Genomic DNA, 16,384 nt, shown 5'->3' with positions numbered 1-16,384 from the left:
TTGTATATACGAACAGTTTCTCAAGCTGAAACTTAAGCCCCGCCCCGACCTACCTTCTCACGCAGGTGGAAGACGGCGATCGACTGGACGCAGGTCCACTCGCCCAACGCGGTAGAGCGGGCGCAGCGTGGCCACCCTTCCCGCCTTCGCAGCCGGGTTCTCGGCCGCACGCGCATTCAGCCTCCCTTGTATTCAAGGCATCTTCCAAGGTTCCGCTTTCCAAAAGCCAGGGCGCCGCCTAGCTTTCGGGAAAGCGAGGGACCCATGCCCGAGACCGCCTTTCTGATCACCGCCTTCGCCACGCTTTTCGTGGTGATCGACCCGCCGGGACTGGTTCCGCTTTTCATCGCGCTGACCCGCGGGATGGCGCCGGACAAACGACGGGCGATGGCGCGGCGGGCCTGCATCATCGCGGCCGTGCTTCTGTTGATCTTCGGGCTGGCGGGCGAATCTATCCTGGGGTTCATCGGCATCTCGATGCCCGCCTTCCGCATCGCGGGGGGTATTCTTCTGTTTCTCACCGCCCTGGACATGCTGTTCGAACGCCGCACCCAACGGCGTGAGGGGCAGCAGGCGGAGCCGGACCACGATCCTTCCGTCTTTCCGCTGGCGACGCCGCTCATCGCTGGACCGGGGGCCATTGCCTCGGTGATCCTGCTGGTCGGGCAAGCCGGGCCGGGCTGGCCGGGGACCTTGGCAGTGCTGGGACTGATGCTGGGGATGATGGTCGTGACCTATGCGTTCCTCCTCGCCTCGCCGCCCCTGGAGCGGATGCTGGGCCGAACTGGGGTCATCGTCATCACGCGGCTTCTGGGGATGCTGCTGGCGGCGCTGTCGGTGCAGTTCGTGATCGACGGGGTCCGGTGGACCGGGCTGATCGGCTGACCTTTCCAAAGCGTCGCCCTGCCCCCATATCTGCCGAAACCGGAGGTTCGGATGGACGGAGAAACCCTGGCCCGTGTGGGCTACCTGGCGATCATCCTGGTCGCCCTTGGCGGCTGGGTGCTGGTGGAGTTCCGGCAACGGATGGGCCAGGCGCTGCGGATGGCGCTGGCCTGGGGGCTGATCTTCGTCGGCATGATGGCGGGATACGGGCTGTGGTCGGATATCCGGCGCGACGTGATGCCGATCCAGGAGGTGGCGACCGACGGGGCGGTCGAGGTGCCGCGGTCGGCGGACGGGCACTATTATCTGACCCTGATGATCGGCGGGACGGCCGTGCCGTTCATGGTCGACACCGGGGCGTCCGGCATGGTGCTGGCCGGGACGGATGCCGAGCGGCTGGGGATCGACGTGGCCAGCCTGGAATTCCGCGGCGAGGCGACCACGGCGAACGGGGTGGTCCGGACGGCGCGGGTCACGCTGGACGCGGTCGAGTTGGGACCGTTCCGGAACGAGGGCTTCCAGGCCTTCGTGACCGAGGGGGCGCTGGATCAGTCGCTTCTGGGGATGGACTACCTGGGCCAGTTCCGGATGGAGTTCGACGGCGGGAAGCTGGTGCTGCGCCAATAGCCCACGGTGGAGCGCCTTGGCATTCCGTTTGATATCAAGGAGTTGCTTTTTTCTGTTAAGGTGGCCTTAACGATTTGAGCGAGCCAGAACCCCGCGAAGAAAACCGTCCCGGAAGTCAGCGCGCGGCGCTTTCGGCCTTCTTCTCCCAGCGGCCCGATTCCTCGGACCAGTATTGCGCGGCGTGGCCGGCGGCGGTCATGGCTTTCCACTGGCCGCGGGCGGCTTGCAGGCGGGCGTCGTCGTTGCCGTCAAAAAGGACCCAGACCCGCTCCAACGCGGCGATTTCGGCGTCGGTCGCTTCGGCCCCGTCGACCAGCGCCAGGACCTTCGCGCCGTTGACAGGCGCGCCAAGCCCGAGAAGCACCGGCTGATCGGCGTCTTGCGGGCCGCCCTCCAGCCCATGCGGCAGGAAGCTGTCGTCGCCGCCTTTCAGCCAGAGCGCCTGATCAAGGAGGTCCAGCGCCGCGGGATCGGTGCCGCGGACCATGACCCGCCAGCCCTGCCCCAACGCGCGCGGTGCATTGATCGCAAGGGTGTCGGCCGGGGCCGACTGGATCAGGTGGAAGAACATCACCGTGCCCATGCTGGCCTTCCGAAATTGCGTGTCGAGCGTCTGCGACGGCTCCTCGCTTGCGCGCCGCCCGGCGAGGAGCGACGCGGAACGCGAGCGAGGAGCGTCACTTTTCGAACCGGTCGCGGATCAGGCGATCCAGCGCCATGACGCCCCAGCCGGTCGCCCCCTTCGGGGCCAGCGTGGTGTCGGCCTTCAGAAGCGCGGTCCCCGCGATGTCGAGGTGGCACCAGGGCGTCTCCGGCTTGACGAAACGCTGGAGGAACTGCGCTGCAGTGATGGCACCCCCGTCACGGCCGCCGACGTTCATCATGTCGGCGATGCGCGACTTCAGCTTGGCGTCGTAGGCGTCGCCCATCGGCATCCGCCAGGCGCCTTCGCCTTCGGACTTCGCAGCCGCAAGGAAGGCGTTGCAGAGGTCGTCGTTGTTGGAAAAGACCCCGGTGTTTTCGTGGCCCAAGGCGATGATGATCGCACCGGTCAGCGTCGCAAGGTCGATCATGCCGGTCGGCTTGAACCGTTCCTGCGCGTACCACATCACGTCGGCCAGGACCAAACGGCCCTCGGCGTCGGTGTTGATCACCTCGATCGTGTCGCCCTTCATCGACTTCACGACGTCACCGGGACGCTGCGCGCGCCCGTCCGGCATGTTCTCGACCAGACCGACGATGCCAACGACGTTGGCCTTGGACTTGCGCAAAGCCAGCGTCCGCATCACCCCGGCGACGACGCCCGCACCGCCCATGTCCATCGTCATCTCTTCCATGCCGGCCGCAGGCTTGATCGAGATGCCGCCGGTGTCGAAAACGACTCCCTTGCCGATCAGCGCAAAGGGCGCTTCGCCCTTCTTGCCGCCATGCCACTGCATCACCACGACCTTCGAGGGGCTTTCCGACCCCTGCCCCACGCCCAGAAGCGCCCCCATGCCAAGCTTGGTCAGTTCTTCCTCTTCCAGGATCTCGACGTCGAGGCCAAGCTCGTGCATGGCGGCCAGACGGGCGGCGAAATCATGCGTTGTCAGGACGTTGGCGGGTTCGTTGACCAGATCGCGGGTGAAGAAGACGCCTTCTGCAACGGCGGCCATCGGGGCAGCGGCCTTGGCGACGGATTCGGGATTGGCGGCCATCAGTGTCACGGGACCGGGAACAGTCTTTTCGCCGCTTTTGTGGGTGTCGAAGTCATAGGCGCGCATCGCAAGGCCAAAGGCGATGTCGGCGGCGCGGGCATGGCCTTCCGCCAGGATGAGCGAGCCCCCTGCCCCGTGCGACTTGCCCACGGCAGAGCCGGCCTTGCGGGCCTGGGTCTGGTCGGCCTTCTTCGGCAGGCGGATAAGTTGCACGGCGTCAGCGGCAAGTCCCGGAAGATAGGCCAGATCCATCGCCTCGCCCGGTTTCAGCTTGGCAAAGGCCTGGGACCCGGCAGCGCGGGTCAGTGCGCCCTTGGTCAGCCGGTCCAGACGCTTGAAGCCGGGGCTGGCCGGTTGATCCGCGTCCGCCAGCACGGCGATGCGGCCTGTCTGGGCGGCTAGGGCTTCAAGATCGGTGGCCTGGAACTGGATCGGCAGGGGTTGCGGCATGCGGGTGCTTTCTTTCGGTCGGGGTTGCGCCCCTCGGCGGTGGCTTGCCGGGACGCTACAACCCCGCCTGCCGGTTTGCCAGATAGCAGTTTTCGCCGCCGGGGAATTCCGTTAGGGTCGCGGCTAGATGTTGTGGGAGCCGGGCCGGGCGTGTCTAGATTCGACAGATACCTCTTGTCGCAGCTCTTGTCGCTGTTCGGCTTTTTCGCCCTGGTGCTGGTCGCTGTCTACTGGGTCAACCGGGCGGTCGGCCTGTTTGACCAGCTGATCGGCGACGGGCAGTCAGCGCTGGTGTTCCTGGAGTTCTCGATCCTGACTCTGCCCAACGCGATCCGGCTGGTGCTGCCGATCGCGGCCTTCGCGTCGGCGGTCTATGTGATCAACCGGCTGATGCAGGAATCCGAGCTGGTGGTGATGCAGGCGACCGGGTTTTCCGCTTTCCGGCTGGCGCGGCCGGTGCTGTATTTCGGGCTGGCGGTCTGGGGGATGCAGATGATGCTGACCAATGTGCTGGTCCCGGCCAGCCAGCGCATCCTGAGCGAAAGGTCGGCCGAGATATCGCAGAACGTGACCGCGCGCTTCCTGACGGCGGGGCAATTCATGCATCCGTCGCAGGGGATCACGCTTTACATCCGCGAGATCAGCCCGACCGGAGAGTTGCTGGATCTGTTCCTGGCGGATGAGCGGTCGGAAAGCGAGCGGGCGGTGCACACGGCGCGCAAGGCTTTTCTGGTGCGCGGCGAGCTGGCACCGAAGCTGGTGATGGTCGATGGCGCGACCCAGCGGCTGGCGCGCAAGGATGGCCGGATGGCGGTGACGCGGTTTTCGGACTTCACGCTGGATCTGGCGGGGCTGATCTCGGTCGCGGGCGCGGGGCGGGTGGCGATGAACGCGCTGCCGACGCGGGTTCTTCTGGACGCCTCGCCCGAGGCGGCGGCGGCCACCGGGGCCAGCGTGGCGCAGATGCAGGAGGAGGCGCATTCGCGGCTGGCAGGTCCGCTGCTGTCGGTGGCGGCACCGCTTCTGGGCTTTGCGGCGCTGATGCTGGGATCATTCTCGCGCTTCGGGCTTTGGCGGCAGATGGCGGTCGCGGTGGGTCTCTTAATCGCGGTGCAGCTGGTCTGGACCTGGGGCGGAAGCCGGGCGCTGGAGCAGGAAGGTGCCTGGCCCGCGGTCTACCTGGGGCCGGTCGCGGGGATTCTGGTGTCGGGCGTGCTCTTGTGGTGGGCGCAGCGGCCCCGGCGACGGCGGGTCTTCGCATGACGCTGAGCCTGTACATCGCACGGCGGTTCCTGGCCTCGGTGGGCCGGGTATTCCTGGCCTTCTTCGTCATCCTGATGCTGATCGACATGATCGAGCAGTTGCGGCGCTTTTCCGATGCGGGCGTGGGTCTGGCGGGGGCGGCGCGGTTGTCGCTCCTCAGCGTGCCCGAGACGCTGTACCGGATCCTGCCCTTGATCCTGATCCTGGGGGCGATTGCGAACTTTCTGGGGCTGGCGCGGTCGTCGGAGCTGGTCGTGGTGCGGGCGGCGGGGCGGTCCGGGCTGCGGTTCTTGTTGACGCCGCTTCTGGTTTCGGTGGCGCTGGGGTGCCTTGCGGTGGCGTTCTTCAACCCGCTCGTGGCGGCGACGTCCAAGGCCTATGACGACGTGCGATCAGAGTTGAGCCAGGGCGGGCGGTCGGTGCTGTCGGTGGCCGATACCGGCCTTTGGCTGCGGCAGGGCTCGGCCGAGGGACAGACGGTGATCCAGGCCGCGCGGTCGAACCTGGACGGGACCGAGCTTTTCGGGGTGACGTTCCTGGGCTTCGACCAAGAGGGACGACCGACCCGGCGGGTCGAGGCGGAGACGGCCAAGCTGGTCGAAGGGGCCTGGGCGCTGACCGGCACCAAGACCTGGGACCTGACGGCGGTCAATCCGGAACTGACGGCGGTCAAGGCGACGGGACCAGTGGCATTGCCCTCGGACCTGACGCCCGAGCGGATCCGCGACAGTTTCGGCACCCCCTCTGCCATCGGGTTCTGGGACCTGCCAGGCTATATCGCCGACCTCGAACGCGCGGGCTTTTCGGCCCAGGCCTACAAGCTTTGGTACCAGATGGAACTGGCGCTGCCGATGCTGATGGCGGCGATGGTGCTGGTCGCGGCGGGGTTCACCATGCGGCATGTACGCTTCGGCGGCACCGGGCGGATGGTGCTGTTCGCGCTGCTGGCGGGTTTCGGCTTCTACTTTTTGCGCAACTTCGCCCAAGCGCTGGGGGACAGCGGGCAGATCCCGATCCTTCTGGCCGCCTGGAGCCCCCCCGTCGCCGCAGTGATGCTGTCGCTGGGCCTGCTTCTGCATCTGGAGGAGGGCTGACATGCTGCGCCTCCTTACCCTTTTCGCGCTGCTTCTGAGCCTTGCCCTGCCCGCCCAGGCGCAGGACGGTGCCACGCTGGTGTCCGACAGCCTGGAGATCACGGGCGACACGCGCCTGATCGCCGACGGCAATGTCGAGATCTTCTTCAAGGGCCGCCGGCTTAAGGCCAGCCGGATCGTCTTTGACCAGGCCACCGACCGGCTGGATATCAGCGGGCCCATCGTCCTGACCGAACCGTCGGGCGAAACGCTGATCCTGGCCGATCAGGCCGAGCTGGCCGCCGATCTGTCCGAAGGCATCCTGACCAGCGCGCGGCTGGTGCTGAACCAGCAACTGCAACTGGCCGCCAACCGGATGATGCGCGTCTCGGGGCGCTATACCGCCTTGCAGACCGTCACGGCCTCGTCCTGCAAGGTCTGCCCGGGCGATCCGACGCCGCTGTGGGAAATCCGCGCCCGCCGCGTGGTGCATGACGAGGTCGCGCGGCAGATCTATTTCGACCGCGCTCAGTTCCGGCTGGCGGGGATTCCGGTCCTGTACATTCCGCGGCTGCGGATGCCGGACCCGACGCTGAAGCGCGCCACGGGGTTCCTGATGCCGTCGGTCCGAACCACCTCGGACCTCGGGACCGGAATCCGGGTGCCCTACTTCATCGTTCTTGGGAAATCGGCCGACCTGACGCTGACCCCCTACCTGACGGCGCGGCAAAGTCAGACCCTGGGCCTGCGCTACCGGCAGGCCTTTGCCACCGGGCTTATCACGCTGGACGGGTCGCTCAGCCGCGACGATCTGCTGCCCGGCAAGACCCGCGGCTACCTGCGGGCGCGGGGCGATTTCACCCTGCCCGAACGCTTTTTGCTCAGCTTCGACGGCCAGACCGTCACCGATCCGGCCTATATGCTGGACTACGGTCTGGGCAACACCGACCGCCTGGACAGCCGGGTCGAGATCAAGCGCACACGGCGCAACGAACATATTTCGGCGCGGATCATCAGCTTCCAGTCGCTGCGGGACGACGAGGACAACACCACGATCCCTACGGTCATTGCCGATCTGACCTTCCACCGTCGCTTCTCGCTGGGACCCCTTGGCGGCGAGGGTGGGCTGCGGTTGCAGACCCACAATCACAGACGCAGCTCGCTGAGCCCGGTTGACGGCAATGGAGACGGGATTGCCGACGGCCGCGATGTGGGTCGCGTCTCGGCGCGGATCGACTGGCGGCGCAGCCTGTTCCTGCCGATGGGGATCGAAGGCACGGTGCTGGGCGAGCTGACCGCCGATGCCTATACCATCGCCGATGACGCGGACTTTGCCGGCAACACCTCGCGCACGCATGGGACGGTCGGAGTGGAGCTGCGCTGGCCCTGGGTGAAGACGGAAGCCGGAGGCGCGACGCAGGTGATCGAGCCGGTTGTTCAGCTGCTTTATGCCTCGTCCGATGCCGAGAGCCTGCCGAACGAGGATTCGGTGCTGGTCGAGTTCGACGAGGGCAACCTTTTCGCGCTGGACCGCTTCCCGGGATCGGACGCGGTGGAACGCGGGCCGCGGGTGAATCTGGGCATCAGCTGGACTCGGTTCGACCCCAAGGGCTGGTCGATGGGCGTGACTTTGGGCCGGGTGTACCGCGAGGCGGACCTGGGCCAGTTCGGCGCAGGGTCCGGGCTGGCGGGTGCCACTTCGGACTGGCTGGCTTCCGCGACCTTTACATTGGCCGACAGCCTGGCGCTGTCGGGCCGGCTGGTGCTGGACGACGACTTTGGCGTCACCAAGGCCGAAGCACGCGTGACGGTGAGCACCCCGAAGACGGCGCTGAGTTCCTCGATGATCTGGGCTGTCGCCGATCCGCTGGAAAACCGGCCCGATCCGACGCAGGAGATCACCTTCGACGCGCGGCGCAAGATCACCCCGAACTGGACGGCCAAGGCCTCGGGTCGTTACGATTTCCACGGTGATCAAGGCACGCTTGCCGGACTGGGTCTGGAGTTCCTGAACGAATGCGTGCGGTTTGATGTTTCCCTCTCGCGTCGCTTCACGTCATCCACTAGTGTAACCCCGACAACGGATTTCGGCCTCTCGCTGGACCTTGTGGGCTTTGGTGGCGGTGTGACCGGGGGGCCGGCGCGCAGTTGTCGGCAATAGCCGCGGGCATTGCGGGCAGGGAAAAGCGGCGGGCCCAAGACCCGCGGGATTGAGGAAGAGCGGCGGAAACGATGCGATTTTCGGTTCTGAAACGACAGGCGGCGGCAACAGCGATCGGCCTTGCGCTGGTGGTCCCCATTACCACGGCTTCGGTGATGATGGCTCCGGCTTGGGCGCAGGACCTGTTCGCACCCCGGCTTTATGTGAACGATCGGGCGATCACCGAGTACGAGGTGGCGCAACGGGCCCTGTTCCTGCGGGTGCTGCGGGCCCCCGGCAACCCCGAGGAAGAGGCCTTGAAGGCCCTGATCGAGGACCGGCTCCGCCAGACCGAGGCGGAGCGGCTTGACATCACGGTGACCGAGAAGGACCTGACCGACGGGCTGGCCGAATTTGCAGGCCGCGCGAACCTGACGACCGAACAGTTCGTGGGCGAGTTGACCAAGGCCGGGATCGCGCCAGAAACCTTCCGGGACTTCGTCTCGGCCGGTCTGTTGTGGCGTCAGGTGGTCCGGGGCAAATTCCTGGGCCAGGTCCCGATCAGCGAGGCGGACGTCGACCGCGCACTGGAAGCGTCGGCCCGGCCGAAGGCGTTGCAGGTCCTGGCCAGCGAGCTGGTGATCCCGGCGCCGCAGGGCCAGGAAGAAGCGGCGATGGCCCAAGCGCAGGAACTGTCCGACAGCCTGTCGGGCGAAGCGGATTTTGCAGCGGCGGCACGGAAGTATTCCGCAGCCCCTACGGCAGGCGCGGGCGGGCGGCTGGACTGGCTGCCGCTGTCGAACCTGCCCCCGGCCATCGGCCAGAAGGTCCTGGCACTGGACACGGGCGAGGTGTCGGACCCGGTCGCGGTGCCGGGCGCGGTCGTGCTGTTCCTTTTGCGCGACGTGGCCGAGGATGCGTCGGCCGAACCAGTCCTGGTTTCGGTCGAATGGGTGGAATTGCTGGTGCCCGACGACGCGGCGGAAATCGCGCGCGTCCGGGTGGCGGCAGACGATTGCGACATGCTGCAGGCGGAGTCTGGCGGTCAGACCGACCGGGTGACGCTGACCAAGGCGGCAATGGGTGAGGTGCCGGGGGAGGTGGCGCTGGAACTGGCGAAGCTGGACCCGAACGAGACCTCGGTCGCGCTGACGCGCGGAGGACTGCGGCGGATGCTGATGCTGTGCGGGCGCGAGGCGGTGCAGGACCCTGCCCCGACGCGCGATCAGGTGCGCGACCAGGTGATCAACCAGAAGCTGGAAGGCCTGGCCGAGGGCTATCTGGAAGAACTCCGCTCGGCTGCGATCATCCGCGAGCCGTGAGCGCGCCGGTCCTTCTGACCTGCGGCGACCCGTCCGGAATCGGCCCCGAGATCGCGGTAAAGGCCTGGGCGGCGGGTGAACGCTTTGTCTGGATCGGCGATCCGCGGCATCTTCCGGCAGGAACAGAGTGGCGTGCGGTTCGCGATGGCGAGGCGTTTGGCGATGGCGCTATGGCGGTGCTGGTGCAGGAGTTTGCGGGGCTGGCGACACCCGGACAGCCGGACCCGGCCAATGCACCGGGCGTGGTCGCGGTGATCGAGCGGGCGGTCCGGCTGGTGCAGGCGGGTCTTGGGTCAGCGGTCTGCACGGCGCCGATCAACAAGAAGGCGCTGAAGGACGGCGCGGGCTTCGCCTTTCCGGGACATACCGAGTTTCTGGCCCATCTCGCCGGGGTCGGACGCGTGGTCATGATGCTGGCCTGTCCCGGTCTGCGGGTGGTGCCTGCGACGATCCACATTCCCCTGTCCGAGGTGCCGGCGGCTTTGACCGAGGGGCTTTTGGAGGACACTATCCGGATAACCCATGCCGGGCTGGTCCGGGATTTCGGGATTGCCTCCCCCAGGATCGCGGTTGCGGGGCTGAACCCCCACGCGGGCGAAGGCGGCGCGATGGGGTGGGAAGACGAACGGATGATCCGGCCCCTGCTTGCGCGGCTTGCGGCCGAGGGGCTGAAGGTGACCGGTCCGTGGCCTGCCGACACGATGTTCCACGCCGGGGCGCGGAAGGGCTATGACGCGGCAGTCTGCGCCTATCACGACCAGGCGCTGATTCCGATCAAGACGATCGACTTTGCGGGCGGCGTGAATGTGACGTTGGGGCTTCCCTTCGTGCGCACCTCGCCCGACCACGGGACGGCCTATGACATCGCCGGGCGCGGGGTTGCCGACCCGTCGAGCCTGATCGCGGCCTTGCGGATGGCGCGCGACATGGTTGCGGCGCGCGGAGTTTAGGCGTCGGATGCCTCCGGCGGGGATATTTCGGCAAAGATGAAAGGCTGAGTTTGGGCACGATCGATGGTCTGCCGCCGCTGCGCGAGGTGATCCGGGCGCATGAACTGGTGGCGAGAAAGCAGCTGGGGCAGAATTTTCTGCTGGACCTGAACCTGACCGCCAAGATCGCGCGGTCGGCGGGCGACCTGTCGGGCTGTGACGTGCTGGAGGTTGGGCCCGGTCCGGGGGGATTGACGCGCGGGCTTCTGGCCGAGGGTGCGCGGCGGGTGGTGGCGGTCGAAAAGGACGCGCGCGCCCTGCCCGCTCTGGCCGAGATTGCAGCGGCCTGTCCGGGACGGCTGGAAGTCCTGCTTGGCGACGCGCTGGAGCTGGACCTCGCCCAGCATCTGACGCCGCCCTTCAAGATCGTGGCCAATCTGCCGTACAACATCGGCACCGAGCTTCTGATCCGCTGGCTGACGCCGGAGATCTGGCCTCCGCTTTGGTCTTCGTTGACGCTTATGTTCCAGAAGGAAGTGGCCGAGCGGATTGTTGCGAAACCGAGGACAGAGCATTACGGGCGGCTGGCCCTTCTGGCACAGTACCGCTGCGAGGCGCGGATCGTCATGACCCTGCCGCCGGAAGCCTTTACCCCGGCGCCCAAGGTCCAATCCGCGGTGGTGCAGCTGACCGCCCTGCCCCAGCCGCGTTTCCCTTGTGATTTCAAGACACTGCAACGCGTGACCGCGATGGCGTTCAACCAGCGCAGGAAGATGCTGCGGTCCAGTCTGAAGGGCCTGCGGCCGGACATCGAGACGGTTCTGGAAGGCGTCGGCATTCCGCCTACCGCACGGGCCGAGGAGATCGGGCTGGAAGGGTTCTGCGCCCTGGCGCGCGCGGTCGGTTAGCGGGTGGCCGCAAGCGCCGTGCGGTAGGTCTCCAGATACGCGGCGGTATAGGTCCGGTAGTCGAAGTCGAGCTTCGAATGGCTTTCCTGGACCATCGACCACATCGCCTCGCGCAGGGCGGCGGCGGCCTTCATCGCGCGGTATCGCCGCCAGAGGTCGGCATCCGGGGCCACCCCGAAATAGGCTTCCAGAAGCCAGGCCTCCTGCTTTGCATCAAGCCCGATGTTCGCGGCAAGACCGCCAAGATCGAAAAGCGGCGAGCCCCAGCCGGCATAATCCCAGTCGATCAGCCACATCCGCTTGCCGTCGTGCAGGAAGTTGCCGGGCAGCAGGTCGTTGTGGCCGAAGACCATCTCGATGCGACCCACCGCACGCTCCAGCGCCTCCGCCTCGGAAAGGAGGTCGGGCAGGATCGGCCGGTGGCGGGACCTGCCCTCGTCCAGGGTCGCTGCATAGTCGCGGACCACGTGGAAGACCCAGAAGGTCAGTGCGGGTCCGCGCAGATGGCGGGGGATGTCGCGGTGGGCGTGCATGACCAGTGCCAGAGCCTGTTCCAGGAGATCCTGATCGAGCAGGTCTTCGGCCGTCATCGTGCGACCCTCGACGAAATCGATGACCAGCGCGCCGGGTTCGTGGTGCAGGACCGCGGGCGAAACCCCGGCGGCATGGGCGGCGCGGCTGGCGGCCAGTTCGTTGAAGCGCATGATCTGGTGGACCGGAATGTCGTCGCCGATCCGTACCACGGCGCGGCGGGTGGCATCGGTGACGAGGACGTTCAGGTTGGTGATCCCGCCACCCAGCGGCGTCGCCGTGGCATCGCCCTGCCAGAGCGGCAGCGCCAAAGCCCGCGTCAGGGGATCAAGACGGTCATGCATGTCACCTCCGCGCCGCAATGGGGTGAAATGGAACGGCTGATCCGGCAAGGGACCGCATCGCCGCCACCGTCACCAGACACCGGGCGCGCACCCTGCGCCCGCGGCGGGAAGAATGCGTTCAAGCGCCTGACCTGTCAAAGCAAATTCCGGGTGCGCTTCAGTCGCCCGCCGACTGATCGACACATTGCCAAAGCGCCTGGCCCAGCATCTCGATCCGGATCGGCTTGGCGACGACGGCTGCGAAGCCGTGCCCGAGGTATTCGTCAACCTGGTGGGTCATCACATTGGCGGTGACAGCAATCGCGCGTGGTGCGGCATTGCCCCTCTCGGCCGCCAGGGCATTCAGGGCGTTCAGCGTGTCCAGACCGTCCATGCCCGGCATGGCGATGTCGAGAAGCACCGCGTCGAAACCACCGCCGTGGAAGCGTTGCAGGGCCTGCGCGCCGTCGGCGACGATCACCGTCTCGACACCCAGCGACTGGAGCATGCTTTGCAGGATGATCCGGTTCGTCGCATTGTCCTCGGCCGCCAGCACCCGCATCGGCGGCAGGCGCCGCTGTTCGGCGGCCGGGTCATGCGCTGCGGCATCGGCAAGGAGGGGGATCTTCAATGAAACGCGCGCGGTCACCCCCTCGCCCTCGACCGAATGGAGCGAGACGTCCCCCTCCATCAGCCGGGCCAGGCGGCGCACGATGGGCAGGCCAAGGCCGGTCCCGACATGGCTGCGCCGCGAGCCGCCCATGGCTTGCGTGAACTCTTCGAAAGAGCGGGAGATGTCGTCTGCCGACATCCCGATGCCGGTGTCCTGGACCTCGATGGTGATGCTTTCGGGGTCGGAACAGTTGATCTCGACCCGCACGTGGCCCTGATCGGTGAACTTCAGCGCATTGCCCATCAGGTTGTGCAGGATCTGGATCAGACGCATCTCGTCGCCAAGGCGCAGCTCTCCGCTGCCGAGGCAGCGGATGATCAGCTTGACGCCCTTTTCGATGGCGGCGATCTGGTGCAGAGCCGCGACGCGGAACAGGATATCCGGCAGGCGGATCGGGCGCGCGTCAAGCACCAGCCGCCCGGCTTCGATCTTCGCGAGGTCGAGGATATCGTTGATCACGCCAAGGAGGTGCTCGCCGGAATCGCGGATCACCCGGACCATCGCCTGTTCCTGCGGGTCCGAAAGCCGGTGGCCCAGAACGGTCGCCATGCCGAGGACACCGTTGAGGGGGGTGCGGATCTCGTGGCTCATCGCGGCCAGGAAGTCGGACTTGGCGCGGTTGGCGGTTTCGGCGGCGGTCATCGCGGCGCGGAGCCGGTCCTGGTTCTGCACCTCGTCGGTGATGTCGGTGAAGGTGCAGACGACGGCGGTCTCGGCGCCGGCGGCCGAGAGGCGGGCCGAGGTGACGGCCACGACACGGCGTTCGCCCGAGGGCCAGTAGAGGTCGCGGCGGACGGCGTGCATCCCCGGCTCACCAGCCAGGGCGCGGGCGATGGGCAGGTGGTCGGGCGGGATGTGGTTGCCGTCGGGATCGGAGACGCCCTCGGTGCCGATCAGCGACAACAGCAGGCTGCCCGGGCTGACCTTGCGGCCGATGACCCGCTCGGCGGCGGCGTTGGCGAAGACCACCGCGCCGCATTCGTCGACCACCACGATGCCCGAGACCGACGCCTCCATGACCCGGGCCAGGGTGTCGCGTTCGCGGGCCAGCGCAAATTCAAGGGATTTGGAGGCCGAGATGTCGAGATTGATCCCGCTGGTCTTGACCGGGCGGCCGTCTTCGTCCCATTCGGCGACCTGGGCGCGGGTCAGGACCCAGACCCAGTGCCCGTCGCGGTGGCGCAGGCGGACCTCGTGTTCCACCTGCCATTGGCCGGCTTCGAAGGCGTCGCGCTCCTGGGCGATCAGGCTTTCGGCGTCGTCGGGGTGCAGCATGTCAAGCCAGGCCTGCAGCGAGATCGGGTTCAGTTCGACCGCGCGGAAGCCGAGGATTTCGGCCCAGCGGTCGCTAACCAGGGTGACACCCGAGCGCATGTCATGTTCCCAGGTGCCGACCTTGGTGCCGTCGATCACCTGGCCCAGCCGCACTTCGGCCTCGGACTGGACAGAGACGTCCAGCGTGATGCCCGAGATCCGGCGCGGACTGCCATCGGCCCACCGCGCGGCGACATGGCCGCGGGTCAGAAGCCAGACCCACTTGCCGCTTTGGTGGCGCATCCGGCAGCGCAGCGAGAACGTTTCGGAGCCGGACAGGAACAACTCGCGTTGCGCCTCAGCGACGGCAAGGCGGTCCTCGGGGTGGACCAGTTCGATCAGATCGGCCAGAGCCCGCGCCGAGCCAAGGCCGAGCATCGTCTCCCAGCAGTCGGTGATCGTGGTGAAGCCGCGGTCCGAGGCCCAGTCCCAGACCGCGATGCCGCCGCCGTCGACGATCTGCTCCAGTCGCCGGTCCGCAAGGCGGCGCGCGGTGACATCCTCGTAAAGGCCGACGGTCTCTTGCGAGGGCGTGGCGCGTTCGCGGACCCAGATCAGCCGGCCATCGGCCAGTTCGTCCTCGTTATCCCACACCTCGGTCAGCGGACGGTCCAGGCGTCGTTGCAGGTTCTTGTCGTCGCGTTCGCCTTCCGCACCGAAGACGCCACGGTCGATGGCCGCGCGCAGAAGGTCATCGTAAAGCGCACCCTCGCGGATCAGGTCGGCGATCTGGGAGAAGACCCGGACATAGGGCGTGTTCCACAGGACCAGTCGATCCTCGGCGTCGAAAATGGCAAAGCCGTCGTCCAGCGCCTCGATTGCGGCCAGGAAGCGGGCGCGGGTTGCCTCCAGCGTGTCGCGCCCGGACTGCAAGGCAGCTTCCTTGGCGCGGATCTCCATCACGTTCTCGATCAGGGACCAGACCAGGCGGCGGCCGTTGGGATCGATGCTCATGAAGCAGCGCACCATCGCGGGGAAGGAATGGCCATCCTTGCAGCGGAACGTGGCCTCGACCGGGCCATAGGTCTGCGCGGCCTTCAAAGCCGCCCGCGCGCCCTGGATCAGCCAGGTTCCGTCCACGGGCAGGATCTGCTGGACTTGCAGATTGATCCCGGCGGTCGGGTCGAGCCCGAAGACATCCTTGAACGCCCGGTTCACGTCGATGATCTCGCCCGTGTCGAAGTCGTTCACCAGGATCGGATGCGGGCACATCTCGAAAAAGGCGGTGAACTGGCCTTCGCGGAACGAGGTCATCTCGGTAGAGCGGTCCGAGGCGGCAATGTCTCGGATCACCACGATCAGGTTCGCCTTGTCGGCATCCGGCACCAGTGTCAACCGGGCCACGGAAACCTCGTAGCGGTGCGGTGCCACGAGGGTCGAGACACCGACGCGCCGCGTCATCGAGACCCGGTCGACCGGTGGTGTGGCCAGGATCTCCGTCATCGCGCGCGCCAGCGGCAAAGGCAGGATCTGGGCGACCGGGCAACCGATCCCGGCGCGGACCAGGCTGGAGAGCCAAGGCAGCTTGTCACTGTGGCAGGCAATGATCTCGCCGGTCGGGGCCAGTTCGATCACCAGGTCGGGTAGCGCATCCAGCGTGGCTTCCAGGTGGCTGCGCGCTGCGGCTTCGGCGCGGGCAGCGTTGGCGCGCAGAAGGACAGACGACACCGCCCTGCCGATCGAGGTCAGCAGGAACACGGCCTCGTCCTGCCAGTGCCGGTCCGGGCGGCAGCAGTCGAAGCCGATCACGCCGAACAGCCGGTCCCCGTCGCACAGCGGCACCATCAGGGTCGAATTCACGCCGATATCGGTGAGAAACTGCCGCTCGGGCGACCCGGCAGGCAGATCGTCGCGGTCCATGACGGCGATGGTACGGCCTTCGATAAAGGCCTGGTGCCAGATCGGCCGCATCGGTTCTGCGGCCGACTGCATCACCGGCTTCAATGGCGGCACGCCCGGCGCCACCCATTCGTTGGTGTTGCGGTATCCGCTTGCGGAATCGTAGTGGAACAGAAACGTCCGGGTAAAGCCGTAGCTTTCGCCCAGCGTTTCCAGCACGGCGTCGATTTCACTGTCGATGGTGTCCGGGGTCACGTCGAGGAGACGATTCATCAACTCGACCACGCGGAGCTCTACCCGCGCTGGTTGTGCAGTCCCGGTGTCAGGCTGGCCCGCGTGTCCCATCCATCCTCGATCCAAGGCCCGAAATTATCGGACAGATGTCGACGCACCGCAAGTCCGCTTGTGAC

Annotated in this window: 12 protein-coding genes; 8 read left to right on the top strand and 4 right to left on the bottom strand. The window is 66.9% G+C overall.

Annotation, left to right across the window (positions count from 1 at the left end):
• Positions 1-264: 264 nt before the first annotated feature.
• Positions 265-885 carry a MarC family protein gene (locus Q0C42_RS17605; RefSeq protein ID WP_295078979.1) on the top strand — a complete coding sequence of 207 codons (621 nt, stop codon included), beginning with the start codon at positions 265-267 and terminating at the stop codon, positions 883-885.
• Between the two features lie 51 nt (positions 886-936).
• Positions 937-1,512 carry a TIGR02281 family clan AA aspartic protease gene (locus tag Q0C42_RS17600; RefSeq protein WP_295078976.1) on the top strand — a complete coding sequence of 192 codons (576 nt, stop codon included), beginning with the start codon at positions 937-939 and terminating at the stop codon, positions 1,510-1,512.
• A gap of 115 nt (positions 1,513-1,627) precedes the next feature.
• On the opposite strand, the gene Q0C42_RS17595 is transcribed toward Q0C42_RS17600, so the two are convergent.
• Together Q0C42_RS17595 and Q0C42_RS17590 are read right to left on the bottom strand one after the other, a co-directional pair.
• Positions 1,628-2,095 carry a DNA polymerase III subunit chi gene (locus tag Q0C42_RS17595; RefSeq protein ID WP_295078974.1) on the bottom strand — a complete coding sequence of 156 codons (468 nt, stop codon included), beginning with the start codon at positions 2,093-2,095 and terminating at the stop codon, positions 1,628-1,630.
• Between the two features lie 94 nt (positions 2,096-2,189).
• Positions 2,190-3,659, bottom strand: a complete 1,470-nt coding sequence (locus Q0C42_RS17590; protein WP_295078972.1) for a leucyl aminopeptidase — start codon at positions 3,657-3,659, stop codon at positions 2,190-2,192.
• Between the two features lie 150 nt (positions 3,660-3,809).
• Between Q0C42_RS17590 and lptF the strand changes: the two genes are divergently transcribed.
• The 6 genes from lptF to rsmA all read left to right on the top strand — a co-directional run bounded on the left by lptF (position 3,810) and on the right by rsmA (position 11,294).
• A complete protein-coding gene (lptF, locus tag Q0C42_RS17585; RefSeq protein WP_295078969.1) occupies positions 3,810-4,922 on the top strand; it encodes an LPS export ABC transporter permease LptF in 1,113 nt (370 codons plus the stop codon).
• Positions 4,919-6,016, top strand: coding sequence for an LPS export ABC transporter permease LptG (lptG, locus tag Q0C42_RS17580; RefSeq protein ID WP_295078966.1), 1,098 nt, complete (start codon positions 4,919-4,921; stop codon positions 6,014-6,016). The genes lptF and lptG overlap by 4 nt, the downstream gene beginning before the upstream one ends.
• 1 nt (position 6,017) lies before the next feature.
• Complete coding sequence (locus Q0C42_RS17575; protein WP_295078963.1) at positions 6,018-8,156, top strand: LPS assembly protein LptD; 2,139 nt, start codon at positions 6,018-6,020, stop codon at positions 8,154-8,156.
• Between the two features lie 71 nt (positions 8,157-8,227).
• Positions 8,228-9,457 carry a peptidylprolyl isomerase gene (locus Q0C42_RS17570; protein WP_295078960.1) on the top strand — a complete coding sequence of 410 codons (1,230 nt, stop codon included), beginning with the start codon at positions 8,228-8,230 and terminating at the stop codon, positions 9,455-9,457.
• Positions 9,454-10,407, top strand: coding sequence for a 4-hydroxythreonine-4-phosphate dehydrogenase PdxA (gene pdxA, locus Q0C42_RS17565; protein ID WP_295078956.1), 954 nt, complete (start codon positions 9,454-9,456; stop codon positions 10,405-10,407). Before Q0C42_RS17570 ends, pdxA begins: the two co-directional genes overlap by 4 nt.
• Positions 10,408-10,457: 50 nt before the next feature.
• Positions 10,458-11,294, top strand: coding sequence for a 16S rRNA (adenine(1518)-N(6)/adenine(1519)-N(6))-dimethyltransferase RsmA (rsmA, locus tag Q0C42_RS17560; protein ID WP_295078953.1), 837 nt, complete (start codon positions 10,458-10,460; stop codon positions 11,292-11,294).
• Here the strand turns inward: rsmA and Q0C42_RS17555 are convergent.
• Positions 11,291-12,169 carry a choline/ethanolamine kinase family protein gene (locus Q0C42_RS17555; protein ID WP_295078950.1) on the bottom strand — a complete coding sequence of 293 codons (879 nt, stop codon included), beginning with the start codon at positions 12,167-12,169 and terminating at the stop codon, positions 11,291-11,293. The two genes, rsmA and Q0C42_RS17555, sit on opposite strands and share 4 nt — an antisense overlap.
• A gap of 157 nt (positions 12,170-12,326) precedes the next feature.
• Positions 12,327-16,319 carry a PAS domain-containing protein gene (locus Q0C42_RS17550; protein ID WP_295078947.1) on the bottom strand — a complete coding sequence of 1,331 codons (3,993 nt, stop codon included), beginning with the start codon at positions 16,317-16,319 and terminating at the stop codon, positions 12,327-12,329.
• Positions 16,320-16,384: the final 65 nt, after the last annotated feature.

The sequence above is a fragment of the Tabrizicola sp. genome, from assembly GCF_022842145.1.
Taxonomy (GTDB): domain Bacteria; phylum Pseudomonadota; class Alphaproteobacteria; order Rhodobacterales; family Rhodobacteraceae; genus Tabrizicola.
Note: the sequence above shows the minus strand (reverse complement) of the source record. Positions and strands in the feature narration are given on the sequence as shown.